Origin of the sequence: Virgisporangium aliadipatigenens (assembly GCF_016863615.1) — a bacterium.
GTDB lineage: Bacteria > Actinomycetota > Actinomycetes > Mycobacteriales > Micromonosporaceae > Virgisporangium > Virgisporangium aliadipatigenens.
This window is the reverse complement of sequence record NZ_BOPF01000009.1, coordinates 89,904-105,770: the sequence shown is the minus strand read 5'-3', so window position 1 is coordinate 105,770 and position 15,867 is coordinate 89,904. Positions and strand designations below refer to the sequence as shown.

18 protein-coding genes are annotated in these 15,867 nt (G+C 72.7%); 6 read left to right on the top strand and 12 right to left on the bottom strand.

Annotated features, from left to right (window positions below; genetic code table 11):
- Nucleotides 1–15 precede the first annotated feature (15 nt).
- The 9 genes from Val02_RS14740 to Val02_RS14700 all read right to left on the bottom strand — a co-directional run bounded on the left by Val02_RS14740 (nucleotide 16) and on the right by Val02_RS14700 (nucleotide 8,707).
- The gene (locus tag Val02_RS14740) at nucleotides 16–753 is read right to left on the bottom strand and encodes an OmpA family protein (protein ID WP_203899609.1); all 738 of its coding nucleotides are present in this window, start codon (nucleotides 751–753) and stop codon (nucleotides 16–18) included.
- Between the two features lie 57 nt (nucleotides 754–810).
- On the bottom strand, nucleotides 811–2,058 hold the full coding sequence (locus tag Val02_RS14735) for a caspase, EACC1-associated type (protein WP_203899608.1): 1,248 nt from the start codon (nucleotides 2,056–2,058) through the stop codon (nucleotides 811–813).
- Nucleotides 2,045–2,413 (bottom strand): effector-associated constant component EACC1, encoded by a 369-nt coding sequence (locus Val02_RS14730; RefSeq protein ID WP_203899607.1) that lies wholly within the window; start codon nucleotides 2,411–2,413, stop codon nucleotides 2,045–2,047. The genes Val02_RS14735 and Val02_RS14730 overlap by 14 nt, the downstream gene beginning before the upstream one ends.
- A 285-nt stretch (nucleotides 2,414–2,698) precedes the next feature.
- The gene (locus Val02_RS14725; protein WP_203899606.1) at nucleotides 2,699–4,606 is read right to left on the bottom strand and encodes a hypothetical protein; all 1,908 of its coding nucleotides are present in this window, start codon (nucleotides 4,604–4,606) and stop codon (nucleotides 2,699–2,701) included.
- A gap of 73 nt (nucleotides 4,607–4,679) precedes the next feature.
- A complete protein-coding gene (locus Val02_RS14720; protein WP_203899605.1) occupies nucleotides 4,680–5,051 on the bottom strand; it encodes a hypothetical protein in 372 nt (123 codons plus the stop codon).
- Entirely contained in the window at nucleotides 5,048–5,647 is a 600-nt protein-coding gene (locus Val02_RS14715; RefSeq protein WP_203899604.1) for a PadR family transcriptional regulator, read from the bottom strand. The genes Val02_RS14720 and Val02_RS14715 overlap by 4 nt, the downstream gene beginning before the upstream one ends.
- A 44-nt stretch (nucleotides 5,648–5,691) precedes the next feature.
- A complete protein-coding gene (locus Val02_RS14710) occupies nucleotides 5,692–6,420 on the bottom strand; it encodes an ABC transporter permease subunit (protein ID WP_239152918.1) in 729 nt (242 codons plus the stop codon).
- Nucleotides 6,417–7,811, bottom strand: coding sequence for an ABC transporter permease subunit (locus Val02_RS14705; protein ID WP_203899603.1), 1,395 nt, complete (start codon nucleotides 7,809–7,811; stop codon nucleotides 6,417–6,419). Before Val02_RS14705 ends, Val02_RS14710 begins: the two co-directional genes overlap by 4 nt.
- Complete coding sequence (locus Val02_RS14700; protein ID WP_203899602.1) at nucleotides 7,808–8,707, bottom strand: ATP-binding cassette domain-containing protein; 900 nt, start codon at nucleotides 8,705–8,707, stop codon at nucleotides 7,808–7,810. The genes Val02_RS14705 and Val02_RS14700 overlap by 4 nt, the downstream gene beginning before the upstream one ends.
- A gap of 88 nt (nucleotides 8,708–8,795) precedes the next feature.
- Here Val02_RS14700 and Val02_RS14695 point away from each other — a divergent pair, with 88 nt between their 5' ends.
- On the top strand, nucleotides 8,796–9,458 hold the full coding sequence (locus Val02_RS14695; RefSeq protein WP_203899601.1) for a response regulator transcription factor: 663 nt from the start codon (nucleotides 8,796–8,798) through the stop codon (nucleotides 9,456–9,458).
- A gap of 17 nt (nucleotides 9,459–9,475) precedes the next feature.
- Nucleotides 9,476–10,546, top strand: a complete 1,071-nt coding sequence (locus tag Val02_RS14690) for a sensor histidine kinase (RefSeq protein ID WP_239152915.1) — start codon at nucleotides 9,476–9,478, stop codon at nucleotides 10,544–10,546.
- Here Val02_RS14690 and Val02_RS14685 read toward each other — a convergent pair.
- Nucleotides 10,527–11,690 (bottom strand): MFS transporter, encoded by a 1,164-nt coding sequence (locus Val02_RS14685; RefSeq protein ID WP_239152913.1) that lies wholly within the window; start codon nucleotides 11,688–11,690, stop codon nucleotides 10,527–10,529. The genes Val02_RS14690 and Val02_RS14685 overlap by 20 nt on opposite strands.
- Before the next feature lie 38 nt (nucleotides 11,691–11,728).
- The gene (locus tag Val02_RS14680) at nucleotides 11,729–12,217 is read right to left on the bottom strand and encodes a GNAT family N-acetyltransferase (RefSeq protein WP_203899600.1); all 489 of its coding nucleotides are present in this window, start codon (nucleotides 12,215–12,217) and stop codon (nucleotides 11,729–11,731) included.
- A gap of 109 nt (nucleotides 12,218–12,326) precedes the next feature.
- Between Val02_RS14680 and Val02_RS14675 the strand changes: the two genes are divergently transcribed.
- Complete coding sequence (locus Val02_RS14675) at nucleotides 12,327–12,479, top strand: response regulator transcription factor (RefSeq protein WP_373317896.1); 153 nt, start codon at nucleotides 12,327–12,329, stop codon at nucleotides 12,477–12,479.
- A gap of 52 nt (nucleotides 12,480–12,531) precedes the next feature.
- Entirely contained in the window at nucleotides 12,532–13,644 is a 1,113-nt protein-coding gene (locus Val02_RS14670) for a serine hydrolase domain-containing protein (RefSeq protein ID WP_203899599.1), read from the top strand.
- A 79-nt stretch (nucleotides 13,645–13,723) separates the two neighbouring features.
- Here the strand turns inward: Val02_RS14670 and Val02_RS14665 are convergent, their stop codons facing one another.
- Nucleotides 13,724–14,665: a phosphotransferase family protein gene (locus tag Val02_RS14665; RefSeq protein WP_239152912.1), complete on the bottom strand. Its 942-nt coding sequence runs from the start codon at nucleotides 14,663–14,665 to the stop codon at nucleotides 13,724–13,726.
- A 95-nt stretch (nucleotides 14,666–14,760) separates the two neighbouring features.
- Here Val02_RS14665 and Val02_RS14660 point away from each other — a divergent pair, with 95 nt between their 5' ends.
- Entirely contained in the window at nucleotides 14,761–15,696 is a 936-nt protein-coding gene (locus tag Val02_RS14660; protein WP_203899598.1) for a hypothetical protein, read from the top strand.
- Nucleotides 15,697–15,733: 37 nt separating this feature from the next.
- Nucleotides 15,734–15,856: a hypothetical protein gene (locus tag Val02_RS48190; protein WP_275415575.1), complete on the top strand. Its 123-nt coding sequence runs from the start codon at nucleotides 15,734–15,736 to the stop codon at nucleotides 15,854–15,856.
- Nucleotides 15,857–15,867: the final 11 nt, after the last annotated feature.

The following is a 15,867-nucleotide window of genomic DNA, read 5'->3' as shown; positions in this document are numbered from 1 at the left end:
GCGGTGTTCCGCTGGTCAGGGGAGCCGGATCGCCAGCTCGACGCGGCGGTTGAAGGCCCGGCCTGCGTCGTTCGTCTCCTCGACGAGCGGGCGGGTGCTGCCCAGGCCGACCGCCGTCACGCCGGAGGCCTGCATGCCGTGGCCGGTCAGGTACGCCCGCACGGTCTCGGCCCGGCGTTCGGAGAGGGCCTGGTTGGCCGACGCCGTGCCGGTGGCGTCGGTGTGCCCGCGCACCTGGACGGCGGCGCCGGCGAACTTCGCGTTCAGCAGGGCGATCAGCGGGTCGAGCGTGTGCGACTCGTTGAGCGTGTCGGCGCCGGTGGCGAAGAGGTTGTCGCTGTTGAAGATCATGATGACGACCTTGGCGCCGCCGGTGTCGCGCGCGGTCACCAGCGCGCCGCTGATCCCGTCCAGGTTCGCCTCGTAGGCCGGCAGTCGGAAGAGCGAGTCCTTGACCAGCGTCGTTCCCTCCGCGGGCTCGTGCGGATTGGGGATCTCGCACGGGATGCGCAGGGTCAGCCCGGCGCCGAAGTCCTGGGTCGAGCACGTCGGGTCCGGTTTGCCGTCGCCGTCGAGGTCGTCGAGCCCGGGCTGCGCACCCGGCGGCAGGGAGGTCGCCTCCTCCTCGACGGCCGGGGCCGCCGGATCGGACGCCCCCGGCGTGGAACGCGCGACCGGCGCGCCGTCGTCCCCGCAGCCGGACAGCAGAAGGCTCGCCGCGAGCAGCAGCCGAACGATCGTCGCACCACGCATCCGCGCAGCGTAGGCGCGGTGTGCAAGGTCCACCGGCGATTCGACGGAGCCGACCGTTCAGGGTGACCTGATCTGTTCCTTCAGCTCTTGTAGCGCGCGTTCGGCCTGGCGCCTCGCCGCGAGAAGCTCGCGCTCGTAGGCTCGCCGATTCGTCGCGTCGAAAATGATCACCCTGCAGAATCTCGGATCGCCGGACGGGTCGCGAACGAGAGACAAATTCGCCAGGACCGGCATACGTGTGCCGTCCGAGCGGAGCATTTCGAGCGCGATCTCGGTGATCTTTCCCTGCATTTTTAGCAGCGGGGTCAAATGTGTATCGAAGTAGACCCGACCGCCGATGTTTAAGAGATCGGTGAGGTACCTGTCGGTCAGCTCCTTCCGGCTGTAGCCCATCCAGTCGAGGAAAGTGTCATTGGCATGGATGATGCTGTAGTCGGGCAGTGTGGTCAGGAATCCGCAGGGTGCGTCTCGGTAAAGCGCCTCGGGACGCTCGCTCCACAGGGGATCGAGTACCGGTTGCAACGTGTTCGGGTCGGGAGTTCCCGGTGCGCCGATCACGGTCGGGGCGGCGCGGTTCGTCGCGAGCACCAATTGTGCCGCCGTGCCCTGGCCGAAGCACTCCGGGCGGGGGAGTCCCTCTCGCGCCATGACGGTTTCCAGGCGCCGATGGATGTATTCCAGGGTGAGTTCCGCAGGCCCGCCGGGCACGCCGTGGCGCAGCAGGTCGAGCAGTCGCCCCGTGAACGCCGAGTGCCGCTCGCCCGGTAGTACCACCGACGCCTGGTTTCCGGTTGCCGATGTCAGGGTGAATCGCCCCGCTACACCGAGCCCGCCACGCACGAAGCTTTCCTGGCCGCCGAGGCGACCAGTCTCCAGACGACCGGAGAAGCAGCAGTCGAGGATGAGGACCTTGTTGTCCGCCGGGCTGTTGCGGATCGCTTCGTTCAGCACGGAGGCGGGTATCGCCGTGAAGCCGAGGTTGTCCGGATCGGTGCCCGGAAGCGCGAGATACAGGTCATGCCGTCGGGGATCCAGGCAGCCGTGCCCGGAGTAGTAGACCAGGAGAAGATCCTCGGCCGTGTCTGCGGCTGCCTTGATGGAGCGCCCCAGCGCGGCCATGTCCGTCTCGTCGACGAATGACGCGCAATGGTCCGCGAGGAAAGGGGCGTCGATAGCGGAGGTCAACGTCTCCGCGAGATCGACCACGTTGTTCTCGATCACGGGATGATCCGGCAGGTCGGCGGAGTCGAATCGGCTCATTCCGATGATGACCGCACGCGATCGGCGCGGATCAGGACGACCCACCGTCGTCCTCCTCCGCGGTGAGGACGGTGCGCAGAAGGGCCTCCGGGTCGGCGACGCGCCGGGCATCCACCTCGATGCTGCGACCGTGACGGCCGCGCACCTTGATGCGCACGTCAGACCGGCGCGGTTGGGATAACCAGACGCGCAGCGCCGATGCCAGTACGGCCAACGCGCCGCCGGCGCCCGCGGCGACCTGTACGGCCTCCACCACGCCGCCCAACTCGCCGTCCCGCGGTGAGCGCTGCAGGGTTTTCACGCGTCCGCGCAATTCCGGCTCGTGGTCGAGCCAATCAATCAGAGAACAGAGATCGTCGTACGGATGGCGACTCGCGGCGATCTCAATTCGAAGTTCCACGCCAGGAGAATACCGGAGAGCCGCAATGCGAAAAGGTGAGGAGAATTCGATTCCGGATTGGCGTCGGCCCGTTCGGTCGGGTCGGGATCACGCGTGCGGGTGCGCTATTCGTCGACGCCGCGGAGACCCCTGGAGTGCGCGCACAGGCGTCGGACCGTCCGCACCGGTACTGACTCCGGTACCTGGGCGTGGCGGTGACCTCCGGCCGCCGGCGACACCGCCGAAGCCGTCCAAGGCGCCGACGCGCGGCGGACTCCGAGGTGTGACCGGCGCGCCGGACGGTGCTCACGGGACGGCATCGAGCAGGCGGGCGGTGACGTCGGCGCACCCGTGCTCGGCGAGCGCCCCGAACTCCTCCGGCGACAGGTGCCGCTTCTTGCCGTCCAGCACCTGCCAGACCGCCCCGTCCGCGACGTCGCGCAGCAGGGAGCCGTCGGCCGGGACGGTGCCGAACAGCTCCAGCGTCGCCGCCGGGACCCGGATGCTCGGCGGCCCGCCGAGCGCGGACAGGTCCGCCGCGTCCAGCGCGAACTTCGCCCCGTTGACCACCCGGTGCACGGTGCCGGTGCCGTCGCGCAGGAACAGCGCACCCTGCGGCGTCGTGTCGGTGATCTTCGCGAGGAACCCGGGCGGCACGTCCACGAACGGCGGCTCGCCCAGTTCCGCGTACTCGTCGGCGCTCAGGTGGCGCCTGGCGCGCCCGACAACCTGATGGACGGCCCCGTTGGTGACGTCGCGCAGCAGCGACCCGTCGTCCGGGACGGTGCCGAGGCGCGCGATGAGGCCCGCCGGCACGGTGGTGGGCTCCGGCCGGTCGAGCTGTGCCCACTCGGCGTCGCTCAGCGGGTGGCCGGCGCCATTGACCACCTGCCAGACGGTCGCGTCGCCCGGGCTGCGCATGAACCCCGTGCTCGGCAGCGTGCGGTCGATCCCGGTGAGGAAACCGGTCGGCACGTTGGTGAACGGCGGCCCCTCCAGCTCGGTGCCGAACTCCTGCGGGGACAGGTGGTACTTGGCGCCGCCGACGATGACCCAGACCGCGCCGTCCGTCAGGTCGCGCAGGTACGTGCCGTCCGCCGGCACGTTCGGCAGCCCGGCGATCCGGCCGGCCGGCACGTTGCTGAACCGCGGGCTGCCCAACCCCGCGTACTCCGCCGGGTCCAGGTGATACGGCCGGCCGCCGACGACCTGGTGGATCGCGCCGCTGCCCACCTCGCGCAGGAACGCCGGCTCGACCGGCACGCCCGCCGCGACCGTGTCGACGAAGGCGCGCGGCACGGTGGTGAACGGGGGAGACCCGAGCGCCGCGAACTCGCCGGCGTCCAGGTGGTACCGGGTGCCGCCGGTGACCTGCCAGATGGCCCCGTCGACGATGTCCCGCAGGAACGTGTCGTCCACCGGCGCGGTGTCCAGCCCGGCGACCAGGCGCCCCGGCACCCGCACGAACGGCGGCCTGCCCAGGGTCTCGTAGTCGGCGGGTGTGAGGTGGAAGCGGGCGCCGCCGGCGACGATGTGGATGGCGCCGTCGTCGGTGCGGATCAGCGTGCCGTCGGCGATGAGGCTCGGCATCCGTTCGAACGTCCCCGCCGGCACGCTGTCGAACGGGGGACTGCCGAGCGCGGCGTACTCGTCGGGGCTGAGATGGAACGGCGCGCCGCCGACGACGAGACTGATCGCGCCGTCGGGTTCGCGCAGCAGGCCGCCGCCGGCGGGGGCCGCCGCGCCGGTGTCCTGGATCCGCTTGTAGCGGATGGGCCGATAGGTGTTGAGGTCGTCCCACGAGTTGCGCCCGAGGTGGCCCTTGTTGGTCTTCTTCGCGGGGTTCTGCACGGTCTCGCCGGTCGTGTTGAACGAGTACACGAAGGCGCCCTTGGTGTGCCGGTCCGGGTCGACCCACCGCGCGAACAGTTCGATGTGGCCCTCCTTGAGCAGGGCGTCGCCCGGCCTCAGGTCGTGCAGGCTCGGCAGGTACTGCTTGGCGCTGAAGTCCTCGAAGCCCCACGTGTTGAGCGAGGAACCGAGGTGCCAGGCCATCGAGACGAGGCCGGAGCAGTCCCGCCGGTACGCCTTGCCCTGGGGGTCCGGCGCCCAGGTGCCGGTCTGCGTGTAGGTGACGCCGCTGTCCACCCAGTGCTGGCAGCGCGCGAGCGTCTCCGCCCGGGAGACGGGGCCGTTGACCGTGGAGTTCGCCATGTCGTGAACGATCCTCGGATGCCGGCCGGGCGGTGGCCGTTCGACAAATCCGCAAAAGTCAGCTTTCGGTCACTCAGGCCGTCCCCGCCACGTGGGCGTCCACCGCCTCGGCCAGGCCCGTGACCCCGTCGCGCACCGACCGGTCGTACCCGATGAACAAACGGTTGGCCAGCGGCACCGCCCACGCGGCGCGGGTGGCGACGTTGAACACCCGGTACGTGAGGATCGTCTGCCCGGAGGGGCCTTCGGCGGCGGCGATCTCGCCCCGGTACCACCAGTGGCCCTGGAACCCCACGACGCCGTCGGCGTGGTCGACGTCCACATAGGACAGTGCGTCCGGCCGGCCGTGGAAGAAGGCGTTCAGCAGCCAGCCGTCGTCGATCAGCCGGCGCACCGTGGCGAGCGGCGCGCGCACCGGCGCGGACGCCTCGAACAGCAGCTTCATTCGATCTCCCCGATCAGGCTCTCGATGTCGGCGACCGAGGCGGGATCCGTGGACCAGTGGAGCCCGCCGCTGTCGAGGTCGGCCACGAGCCGCTCCACCCACTCGATCTCGGCCGCCAGCCGGTGCGCCTCGAACTCCGCCTCGATGAGCAGGATCCGTGGAATCGGCGTGGACAGCGCGGCGCGGGCCGCGGACTCGCGGTGGGCGAGCACGTCCCGGCGGGCCCGCAGGGCGGCCGCGACCTCCGGCGGCGGCAGGCAACCCGCGAAGGAGAGCGCCGGCACGAACAGGTGCGCGGCCGGGTCGGGCTCGGCCAGCAGCAGCCGCACCCACTCCCGCAGGCGCAGCCGACCCGCGTCGGTCAGCTGGTACACGGTGCGCTCCGGTCGGGCGCCGGCCCGGGCGGTGCCGGCGACCTCGATGTGGCCGGCGGTGAGCAGCCGCTCGGCCGCGTGGTAGATCGAGCGCGGCAGTCCGGTCACGAAGTCCTTGTGCGTGCGCTCGATCATCACGTGCATCTCGTAGGCGTGCCGCGGGCCGGTGAGCAGCAGCGCGAGCACCGTCAACGCCACCATGTCCCGATCCGCCCTGCGCACCCCGCCGACTTTAGTGCAGATTTCAGTAATGCGGAATGCAGTACTCAGGAGTCACGACGTTCCGTCAGAAGAACCCCGACCAGCAGGAAGCCCAGCGCCCACGCGGCGAGCACCCCGAGACCCCGCCAGGGAGCGATCGGCAGCTCGTCCAGGCCGCGCGTCGCCAGCACCGACATCCCGGCGGACATCGGTCCGACCTGCTCGATGTGGCGCCGCCAGTCCGGGTCCGGGACCGACAGAGCCATCAGGGGGAACGCGAACAGCAGCCCGAGGACCGCCCCGATGGCCGCCGCCGAGTTGCGCAGGACGGCCGCGACGCCGACGCTCAGCAGCCCGACCAGCACCAGGTACAGCAGCGCGCCGACGCCGGGGCGCCACAGCCCGCCGGCATACCCGGACAGCCAGCGCTGCCCGGCCCACAGCGACACCAGCACCCCGGGGACGGCCGCGACCGCCACCGCGCCGCCGACGACGAGCGCCTTCGCGCCCAGCACCGCCCACCGGCGGGGCACCGCCGCGAACGACACCCGCACCATCCCCGACGCGTACTCGTCGCCGACCGGCAGCACCGCCACGATCGCCACCACCGCCTGGCCGAACATCACCCCGGTCAGGCTCACCCGCACCGGATCCGGCACCGCGCCGCCGCTGACGCCCGAGGCCCACGCGCTCAACCCGGCCGTCGCGACGGCCACCCCGACCAGCAGCCACGCCATGCCCGGCGCGGTGCGAAACTTCGTCCACTCGGCGCGGAGGACGGCCAGGGCGTTCACGCGTCGCTCCGGGTGAGGCGGTACGCGGCGCCGACCGACGCCAGCGCGGTCCAGCCGAGCAGCACCGCGAACCCGCCCCACGGCGGCAGCGGGAAGTAGCCCGCCGACGGCGTGTACAGGTTGTCGACGACGTCGTACTCCAGCGCGCTCTGCTGCACCGCGAACCCGGCCGCCGGCGTCAGCCGCAACAGCCACCGCGCCGCATCCAATGGCAGCACCGCGACGGCCAGCAGGTACGGCAGCACCATCGTCAGCAGCGCCGCCGTGACGGCCGTGGCACTGCGGCGCAGCAGCGTGCCCAGCGCGAGCGCCAGCACCGCGCAGACGGCCAGCAGCCCGCCGGTGCCCACCACGAGCCGCACCGCCACGAGCGCCGGAACGGCGTTGACGTACACCCCGTTGCCGCGCAGGCTCGCGGCGCCGAGCGTCACCACCGCGACGGCCGCGGCCGTCCCGAGCACGAACGCCGCCGCCCCCACCACGAGCGCCTTCGCGGCCAGCACCCGCAGCCGACGCGGCTCCGCGAGGAACGTCGTGCGCACCGTCCCGTGCCGGTACTCCGCCGTGACGCACAGCGCCGCCACCACGACCACGAACACCAGCCCGAGGAACGTGCCGACCAGCGTCTGGGTGAGGCTGGTGCCCAGGCCGTTCGGGCCGGAGACCGCGGGCGCGACGTCGCCGGAGCCGGTGACCGTGAAGCTCCCGCCGGCCTCGCTCCAGCCGCCGGCCGGCGCGACGGAGTCGAACGAAGCGGTCGCCTCGGACGGGCCGCCGCTGACGCCGGTGCGCCCGAAGGACTCGGTGTCGCTCGCGGAGAACTGCGGCGACGTCACGAACATCCCGACCTCCACAGTGGACGGCAGGCGCGCCGGCCGCACGGTCGCCACGGTGCGCCAGGTGACCCCGTCGTCGGACTCCTCGCCGGTGACGGCCCCACCGGTGCGGGTGATCCGCAGCCAGCGGGGCACCGTCGCGGCGGCGGAACCGGCCCGGTCGTGGGTGAAGTCGTGCTGCATCCGCACGCCGTGCGCACCGGTCACCATGACCGCCGCGTAGGAAGCGCCGCGCTGCGTGCCCGCCCGCACCATGAGGCCCGCCTTCGCCCACGGCACGAGCCCCTCGCCGCCCGGCCCCCGGTTCCCGCCGAACGCCGCCACCCGCACCGTCACGCTCCCGTCCCCGGACAGCGGCCGGTGCACCCACGAGTACACGTCGGTCACCTCCTCGCCGCCCGGCCCCGTCGGCAGGGCGCACTGCGGCGGATGGCAGTTCCCGGACAGCCCCGGGGCGACCCCGATCCCGACGATCGCGACCCCGGCGAGGAACAGCGCCACCACCCAGCCCCGCACCGTGCGCAGCTTCGTCCACTCCGCGCGCAGCAGGTTCATCGCACGGCCTCCGCCCGGTAGTCGACCGCGTCGCGGGTCAGCTCCAGGTACGCCTCTTCCAGCGTGCTGCGATGCGCGGAAACCTCCGCGAACGCCACCCCGGCCGCGCTCAGCCGGCGCACCACCGCCTCGGCCGGCAGCCCCGCGATCAGCAGCGTGTCCGGCCCGGTGACCGTGGCCCCGTCGAACAGCGCCGCCGCCCGCACCGCGTCGCCGCGCACCAGCACCCGGTCGCTCGCCAGCAGCGACGCGACCGAGGCGTCGGCGATGACCCGGCCCCGCCCGGCGATCACCACCCGGTCGGCGGTGCCCTGCAGCTCACCCATCAGGTGGCTGGAGACCAGCACCGCCCGCCCCTCGCCGGCGAGCCCGCGCAGGAAGCCGCGCATCCAGATGATGCCCTCCGGATCCATCCCGTTGAACGGCTCGTCCAGGAGCACGGCCGGCGGATCGCCGAGCAGCGCCGCGGCGATCCCCAGCCGCTGCCGCATGCCGAGCGAGTACGCCCCGGCGCGCCGGCGGGCCACCCCGGCCAGGCCGGCCCGCTCCAGCACCCCGCCCACCCGCCGCGCCGGCAGGCCCTGCGAACGGGCCAACCACAGCAGATGGTTGCGGGCGGTGCGGCTCGGCTGCAGCGCACCCGCGTCCAGCAGCGAACCGACCCGGCACAGCGGCCGCCGCAGCCGCCGGTACGGCACGCCCCCGACGAGCGCGGTGCCCGCGTCGGCCCGGTCCAACCCCAGGATCACCCGCATCGTCGTCGACTTGCCGGCGCCGTTCGGGCCGACGAACCCGGTCACCGCCCCGGGGCACACCGTGAAGGACATCCCGTCCAGGGCGAGCGTGCCGCCGAACCGCTTGCGCAGCCCGTTCACCTCGATAGTCAGCTCTTCCATGGCCGTCGGTTCTACGCCCGCGGCGGTGTCGCGACGGTGCCGGCGGTTGACACCCCGCTGCCACGTTCGGCCTGGCATGGTGGTCGGCATGCGCGTACTGGTCGTCGAGGACTTCGAGATCCTGGCCCGCACGATCGGCACCGGGCTGCGCCGCGAGGGGATGGCCGTCGACGTCGCCGGTGACGGCCCCGGTGCGCTCGAACGCCTCGCCGTCAACCGCTACGACGTCGTCGTGCTCGACCGCGACCTGCCCGGCGTGCACGGCGACGAGGTGTGCCGGCGCATCGTCGGGCGGCACTCGCACAGCCGCGTGCTCATGCTGACCGCCGCGTCGACCGTGCGCGACCGGGTCGAGGGGCTCGACATCGGTGCCGACGACTACCTGCCGAAGCCGTTCGAGTTCGCCGAACTGGTCGCCCGCATCCGTGCGCTGGCAAGGCGTCCGGCCACCGCGCTGCCGCCGGTGCTGGTGAGCGGCGACCTGAGCGTGGACCCGGCGAAACGGGTCGCCTCCCGGGCCGGGCGGCGGCTCGGCCTCAGCCCGAAGGAGTTCGCCGTCCTGGAGTGCCTGCTCGCCGCGCAGGGCCGGCCGGTGTCCGCCGAGGACCTGCTGGAGCGGGTGTGGGACGAGGCCGCCGACCCGTTCACCACGGCGGTCAAGACGACCGTGAAGCGGCTGCGCGCCAAGCTCGGCGACCCGCCGGTCATCCACACCGTGCGCGAGGCCGGCTACCGGATCGGGCAACCGTGAGCAGCAAGGACCGCAGCTTGCGAGGACCGCTGTCGCGAACCGGCATCACCTGGTCGCTGCGGGGGCGCCTCACCCTGCTGTACGCGGTGCCGTTCCTGCTGTCGGCGGTCGTTCTGGTCGGCATCCCGATCCTGCAGACCCGGGTCACCGCACCCGTGGGGTCGGCCTCCGGCGCGCCGCCGGTCCCGGATCCCTATCTGGAACGGCTTTTCGTCGGCGCACTGCTCGGCCTGGCCGCCGTGTCCGTGGTGGCGGTGGCCGCGGGGTGGCTGGTGGCCGGCCGGTTCCTGCGACCGTTGCGCACCATCACCGCCACCGCGCGGGACATCTCCGCCAGCAACCTGCACCGCCGGTTGGGGCCGTCCCGCCGCGACGACGAGTTCGCCCGGCTGTCGTCCACATTGGACGAACTGTTCGCGCGGCTGGAGGCGGCGTTCGAGGCGCAGCGGCGGTTCGTGGCCAACGCCGCGCACGAACTGCGCACCCCGCTCACCGCCGAGCGCACCCTGCTCCAGGTCGCCCTCGCCGACCCCGACGCCGATCCGGAGACGCTGCGGGCGGCCTGTCGGGATGTGCTCTCGCTCGGCCGCGCCCAGGAACGCCTCATCGACGCCCTGCTCACGCTCGCCACGAGCGAACAGGGCCTGACCCACCGGGAGCCGCTGGACCTGGCGACGATCGCGGCCGGTGTGCTGGACGGGCGGGCCGACGCGGCGAAGGAACGCGGGGTGCGGGTGGAGTCCGACCTGGCCGCCGCGCCGACGACCGGCGACCCGCGGCTGGTGGAGAGCCTCGTGGCCAACCTCGTCGACAACGCGATCCGGCACAACGTTCCGGACGGGTGGCTGCGCGTCGAGACCACTCCCGCGCGCGTCGTGGTCGCCAACAGCGGGCCGCACGTGGCGGCGGCGGAGATCGGGCGGCTGCTGGAGCCGTTCCAGCGGCAGGGGGCGCAACGGGTCCGGCACAGCGACGGCTACGGCCTCGGCCTGGCCATCGTGCGCGCCATCGCGAACGCCCACGCCGCCGACCTGACCGTCCACAGTAGACCCGACGGCGGCCTCGACGTCACCGTGACGTTTCCCTGACCCGACGCGCGTCGCCGGCCAGCAGCCCGAACGCCACCAGGGCGAGCAGGCCGGCGACGACGGGCAGCAGCCGCGGCCCGGGCCCGGGCAGGATCGCCCCGCCGAGCACCGAGCCGGCCGCGATCCCGGCGTTGAACGCGGTGCTGACGCCCGCCGACGCCAGATCCGTGGAGCCGGGAGCGACCTGGAGCATCCGGCTCTGCACCGCCGTGGCGAACGCCGAGAACGCCGCCCCGACGGCGCTGACCAGCACGACGGTGAGCACCTCCACCCGCCCGAACGCCCACAGCGCCAGCATCGCGGCCACCCCGACGCCCAGCGGCACGGCCAGCGAGGCCACCGGCCGCACGTCGAGGAAGCGCCCGACGGTCAGCGTCCCGGCGACGCCCGCCGCGCCGGAGGCGAACAGCAGCGGCGCCAGCGCCGACGGGGCGAAGCCGGTGACGTCGAGCAGGAACGGCGTCACGTAGGTGTTCAACGTGAGAAAACCGGTGACGGCGACCGCGGTGACGGCCAGCAGCACCCGGAACCGCCCGCGGCTCGGGGCGCTCCCGCGCGCGGCCCCGCCGGCCTCCGGGCGGTACGACGGGATGAGCGCGACGACGGCCGCCGCGATGGCGATCCCCGCGACGGCCATCGCGACGAACGGCGCCCGCCACCCGAAGTGCTGGCCGAACCAGGTGCCGATGGGCACACCCAGCACCGGCGCGAGCGCCGCCCCCGTCGAGAAGAGCGCCACCACCCGCCCGCGCACCTCGAGCGGGAACAGCCCGGTGACGGTGGCCGAGGCGATCGACCAGAACAGCGCCTGCCCGAGCGCCGTCACCAGCCGCGCCCCGGCCAGAACGGCGTAGCTGTCGGCCAGTGCGGCCACCCCGTTGGAGACGGCGAACAGCGCCATCGTCGCGCCGATCAGCAGCCGGCGCGGCACCCGGTCGGTCAGCACGGTCAGCGGCACCGAACCGAGCACCACCACGACGGCGTACCCGCTGACGAGAAGCCCGACCTCGGTCCGCGAGCGCCGCAGGTCCTCGGCGATGAACGTCAGCAGGCCGATCGGCAGCAGTTCGGTGGTGACGAACGCGAACGCGGCGAGCGCCATGACCCCCAACGCCCCCCGTGCCCTGCGTGTCGACACCCGCACGGAACGATCATTTCAAAGCTCGCCGGACTCGGCAGCGCTCAATCATCGACGAGGATCGCGTACAGGTCGGAGTCCCGCCAGCCGTCGCGGATGTACGCCGTGCCGCGCATCCGGCCCTCGTAGCGCATGCCGACCTTGCGCAGCACCGCCGCCGAGGCGACGTTGCGCGGGTCGCAGGTGCCGAAGACGCGGTGGCGATCGTGTTCGCGGAAGCCGATCCGCAGCAGTTCGCGCGCCGCGGCCGTGGCGACGCCCCGCCCCCACACCCGTGGATGCAGCGCGTACGCGATCTCCCCGGTGCTCGCCCCGTGCAGCTTCAGCTCCGCACTGCCCACCACGTCGCCGTCGACGACGACCCCGAACACCCGGCGGTCCCCGGAAGCCGAAACGGCGGCCCGCACGTACTCACGGGTCTGCTCGTAGGTGTTCGGCCCCCACGGCTGATACCGGCACACCTCCGGCAGCGAAGCCCACGCGTGAACGGCCGCGACGTCCGAGAGCGTGAGCGCACGAAGCACGATCGACATCCCGGCACGCTACGCCACCACGCGCGGGCGGGGGATCCGGCCGCCGGAGGCGCCGCGACTGCCCACGGACGTGGCAGCGTAGCCCCGCCGGACCTGCGGCCTGTCCAACGTGGAGATCGCGGCCCGCCTGCACATCAGCGCGGCGACGGCGAAGCTGCACGTGGCGCGCCTGTTCACCAAGCTCGACGCGCGGGCCCGCGTGCACCTGGTGATCGCCGCCTACGAAGCCGGGCTGGTCGGTGGGGGAGGCCCCACCGCCTGAAGTACCGCTGCCCGGAGTGTGTTCCCCCGGCCGGTTCGTCCACGGTGGAGCCATGAAATCCGTGTTGCTGCTGATGCTCACGCTCGCCGTGGCACCCGCCCCGCCGGACACCCTGCAACGCGACGTCGACGCCCTGCGCGCCACCGGCGTCAGCGGCGTGCTCGCCCGCCTGGAGACCCCGGCCGGGGTGCGCGTGGCCCGCTCCGGCGTCGCCGACCTGGAGACCGGCCGGCCGCTGCCGCCGGACCCGTATCTGCGCATCGGCAGTACGACGAAGGCGTTCGTCGCGGTCGTCGTGCTGCAGCTCGCCGGCGAGGGCCGGCTCTCCCTGGACGATCCGGTCGAACGCCACCTCCCCGGCGTCGTCTCCGGGAACGGCAACGACGGCGGCACCGTCACCGTGGCGCAGCTGCTCCAGCACACCAGCGGCCTCTACGACTACTCCGCCGACCTGGTCCACGACTACGTCACGCCCGGGTCCTACCGCGCGAACCGCTGGCGCACCTACACCCCGCGACAGCTGGTGGCCGTCGCGATGGGCCATCCGCCGGCCGCGCGCACGTGGTCGTACTCCAACACCAACTACGTCCTCGCCGGGATGCTGATCCGGGCGGTCACCGGCCGGGACTGGACCCACGAGGTGCACACCCGCATCCTCGAACCGCTCGGGCTGCGGCACACCCGCACTCCCGGCACCTGGCCCTACCTGCCCGCGCCCAGCGCGCGGAACTACCAGGTCTTCGCGCCCGGCGCGGAGCCGGTCGACACGACGATCGCGGTGCGCGGGCTGGACAGCGGTGCCGACGGTTCGATGATCAGCACCGCCACCGACATGAACCGCTTCTTCGCGGCGCTGGTCGGCGGCCGGCTGCTCGAACCCGCGCAGTGGGAGCGGATGCGCACCCTCGTCCCGGTCCCCGACGGCCACGGCCTCCCGCCCGGCAGCGGCGACGGGCTGGGCGTGTTCCACGTGCCGCTCTCCTGCGGCGGCGGGTACTGGCGCCACGGCGGCAACGGCTTCGGCTACCAGTTCGAACCGGCGGTCACCGACGACGGGCGGCGCCGGCTCACGCTGTCGGTGTTCAGCCGCACGTTCGACCGACCCGTGTCGGAGGCGCGCGACGAGGCCGTCCGGGAACTCATCGATCGCGCACTGTGCACCTAGGCCCGTGTGTCGAAGTGGCTGGCCGGCCTGCGGCGGACTCAGGCTCGACCGACCACTTCGACCCACGGCCTGGGACGCTCTACTCTGGACACCCGACCCACGTGAGGGCCTCGCGCAGATTGTGCTCCACGATGCCGCGCATGAACGCCCGGTCCGGGAAGTCGCCCTCCAGCAGTCGCAGCGGCCCGGCCACCAGGGAGAGCCGCTGCGCCAGCATGTACAGCGCGAGCCGGTCCTCGTCGAGCCCGTCGGCGGCCAGCCGTTCGTAGTCGCCGTGCAGCCGGATGCGCAGGAACACGTGCTCCCACTCGACGTCGAAGTAGAGCAGGTGCTCGAAGTCGATGATCACCGGTGTCCCGTGCCGGTCGACGAGAACGTGGTCGAGGCCGAGTTCGCCGTGCACGACGCTGTACTCGGTGCGGGGTCGCACGGCGGCGGCCAGGGTGTGGAGGCGGCCGGCGAGGGGGTCGTGCGCGTCCGCGACGCGGCGGTCGCGGGCGGCCGCATCCGCCAGGCAGCGCAGCGCGAAGGCGAGCACCGTAGCCTCGCAGGTCGCCCGGTGCGACAACCCGCCCGCGTCGACCCATCCCACGTGGCCGAACGCCGGCGCCCGGCAGGCGCGCATGGCGTTCAGGAACTCGCCGAGACGCTCCACTGTGGACGCCGTCGCGCGCGGGTCCCGGGCGAAGCGCGTCTCCAGGTTGTCGCCGGGCACGTCCTCGACGAGGGCGAGGTCGCCGTGCGCGTGGTACACCTCGGGCACCCGCACGCCGAGCGAGACCAGCCGCTTGTGTGCGGCCAGGAACGGCTCGAGCCCGCACGTCGAGGAGAACGGGTCGGCGAGGTCGCCGTCGTTGTCGGCGGCGGGCCAGTAGTTCTCGGCGGCGCTCCAGAGGTAGGCGACCGCGGTCGACCCGTCGGCGGCGGTGAGCCGGTAGACGCCCTTACGGCTGCCGCCCCGTAGCCGTCGCACGTCGACGAGCCGTTTGCCGAACGCCTCGCCCAGTCGCTCCCGCAGCACCCCGGCACCCTATCGACCTGAGTGAAACTTCGTGAGCAATTAACGCGGTGAGTAACGTCAATGTGACAATCCGTTGACTCCCTCTGGGGGCATGAATGTCACGCACACGCACCGCACTCCTCGTCCCGATCGTGCTGGCCGGCGGCGTCGCCGTTCCCGCCGCGCCCGCGCTCGCCGCCACGTTCGCCGTCGTCGGGGCCACCACCTCGGTCGGCGACACCGTCGGCAGCGGCAACACCTGCGCCGGGTTCCTCGACGAGCGCACCCATCTCGGACCGCTGGCCGTCCGGCGGGTCTTCACCTCCGGCGCCGCCGTCCCGACGGCCGACGCGATCACCTGCCAGACGACGCACGGCGGCATCCTCTGGTACTCGTTCAAGACGACGTGCACGCCGACCGCCGTCGCCGCGGGCAGCTGCGACACCGAGATCCAGAACATCGCCACCGCCATGCCGAGCGGCAGCTATCTCACCTACTTCCACGAGCCCGAGGACGACATGACCGGCGTGCAGTTCGTGAACGCGTTCAAACGCGTATTTACGGTTGCCAAGGCGGTCAATGCCGCTGTCAAGGTCGTTCCCGTACACATGGCCTATCAATGGCGACCCGGCTCGACGAACGTGACCAACAACGGCACCGGCGGAGACCGGGAGATCCAGGACTGGATCGTGCCCGCGACCCACGCCGACGCCTACGGCGTGGACCTGTACTGGCAGGCGAGCACGCGCGGCAGCGAACCCGACGACCCGGTCGGCGTCGGCAGCGACCCGCGGATGCTGCGCTGGTACGGCGCGTTCGGCGGCCTCGGCGAGCCGCTCACGCTCACCGAGTGGGGCATCGACGACGACGTCGCGCCGCGCGCCTCGCGCGGACCGGCGATCCGGGCGTCGAAGACCTGGCTGGCGAGCCACGGCTTCACGATCGTCTGCTGGTGGCAGCACGACAACTGGTACCTCGGCGCCACGACCTACCCGGCCGGCGGCTACGCGGACCCCGACGGCGTCGCCGCATACCAGGAACTCTTCCTCTGACGCGATTGCCGCCGCCCCGCCCGGGTAGCCCGGGCCCATGCGCATCGGCAACGTGGAGGTCCGCCCGCTCGGCGGCGGGCTGGGCTGCCTCCTGATGATCCTCCTGTCCGTCGTGGCCTCGGTCGTCCTGACCGTCGGCCTCAACCTCCTGTTCCGCTAGCCGTGGAAACG

Excerpts from the sequence above, each read along its gene's own strand:
- Val02_RS14740 (WP_203899609.1), bottom strand. The coding sequence starts at position 753 with ATGCGTGGTGCGACGATCGTTCGGCTGCTGCTCGCGGCGAGCCTTCTG.
- Val02_RS14725 (WP_203899606.1), bottom strand. The coding sequence starts at position 4,606 with ATGGCGAACTCCACGGTCAACGGCCCCGTCTCCCGGGCGGAGACGCTC.
- Val02_RS14720 (WP_203899605.1), bottom strand. The coding sequence starts at position 5,051 with ATGAAGCTGCTGTTCGAGGCGTCCGCGCCGGTGCGCGCGCCGCTCGCC.
- Val02_RS14705 (WP_203899603.1), bottom strand. The coding sequence starts at position 7,811 with ATGAACCTGCTGCGCGCGGAGTGGACGAAGCTGCGCACGGTGCGGGGC.
- Val02_RS14700 (WP_203899602.1), bottom strand. The coding sequence starts at position 8,707 with ATGGAAGAGCTGACTATCGAGGTGAACGGGCTGCGCAAGCGGTTCGGC.
- Val02_RS14695 (WP_203899601.1), top strand. The coding sequence starts at position 8,796 with ATGCGCGTACTGGTCGTCGAGGACTTCGAGATCCTGGCCCGCACGATC.
- Val02_RS14680 (WP_203899600.1), bottom strand. The coding sequence starts at position 12,217 with ATGTCGATCGTGCTTCGTGCGCTCACGCTCTCGGACGTCGCGGCCGTT.
- Val02_RS14670 (WP_203899599.1), top strand. The coding sequence starts at position 12,532 with ATGAAATCCGTGTTGCTGCTGATGCTCACGCTCGCCGTGGCACCCGCC.
- Val02_RS14660 (WP_203899598.1), top strand. The coding sequence starts at position 14,761 with ATGTCACGCACACGCACCGCACTCCTCGTCCCGATCGTGCTGGCCGGC.
- Val02_RS48190 (WP_275415575.1), top strand. The coding sequence starts at position 15,734 with ATGCGCATCGGCAACGTGGAGGTCCGCCCGCTCGGCGGCGGGCTGGGC.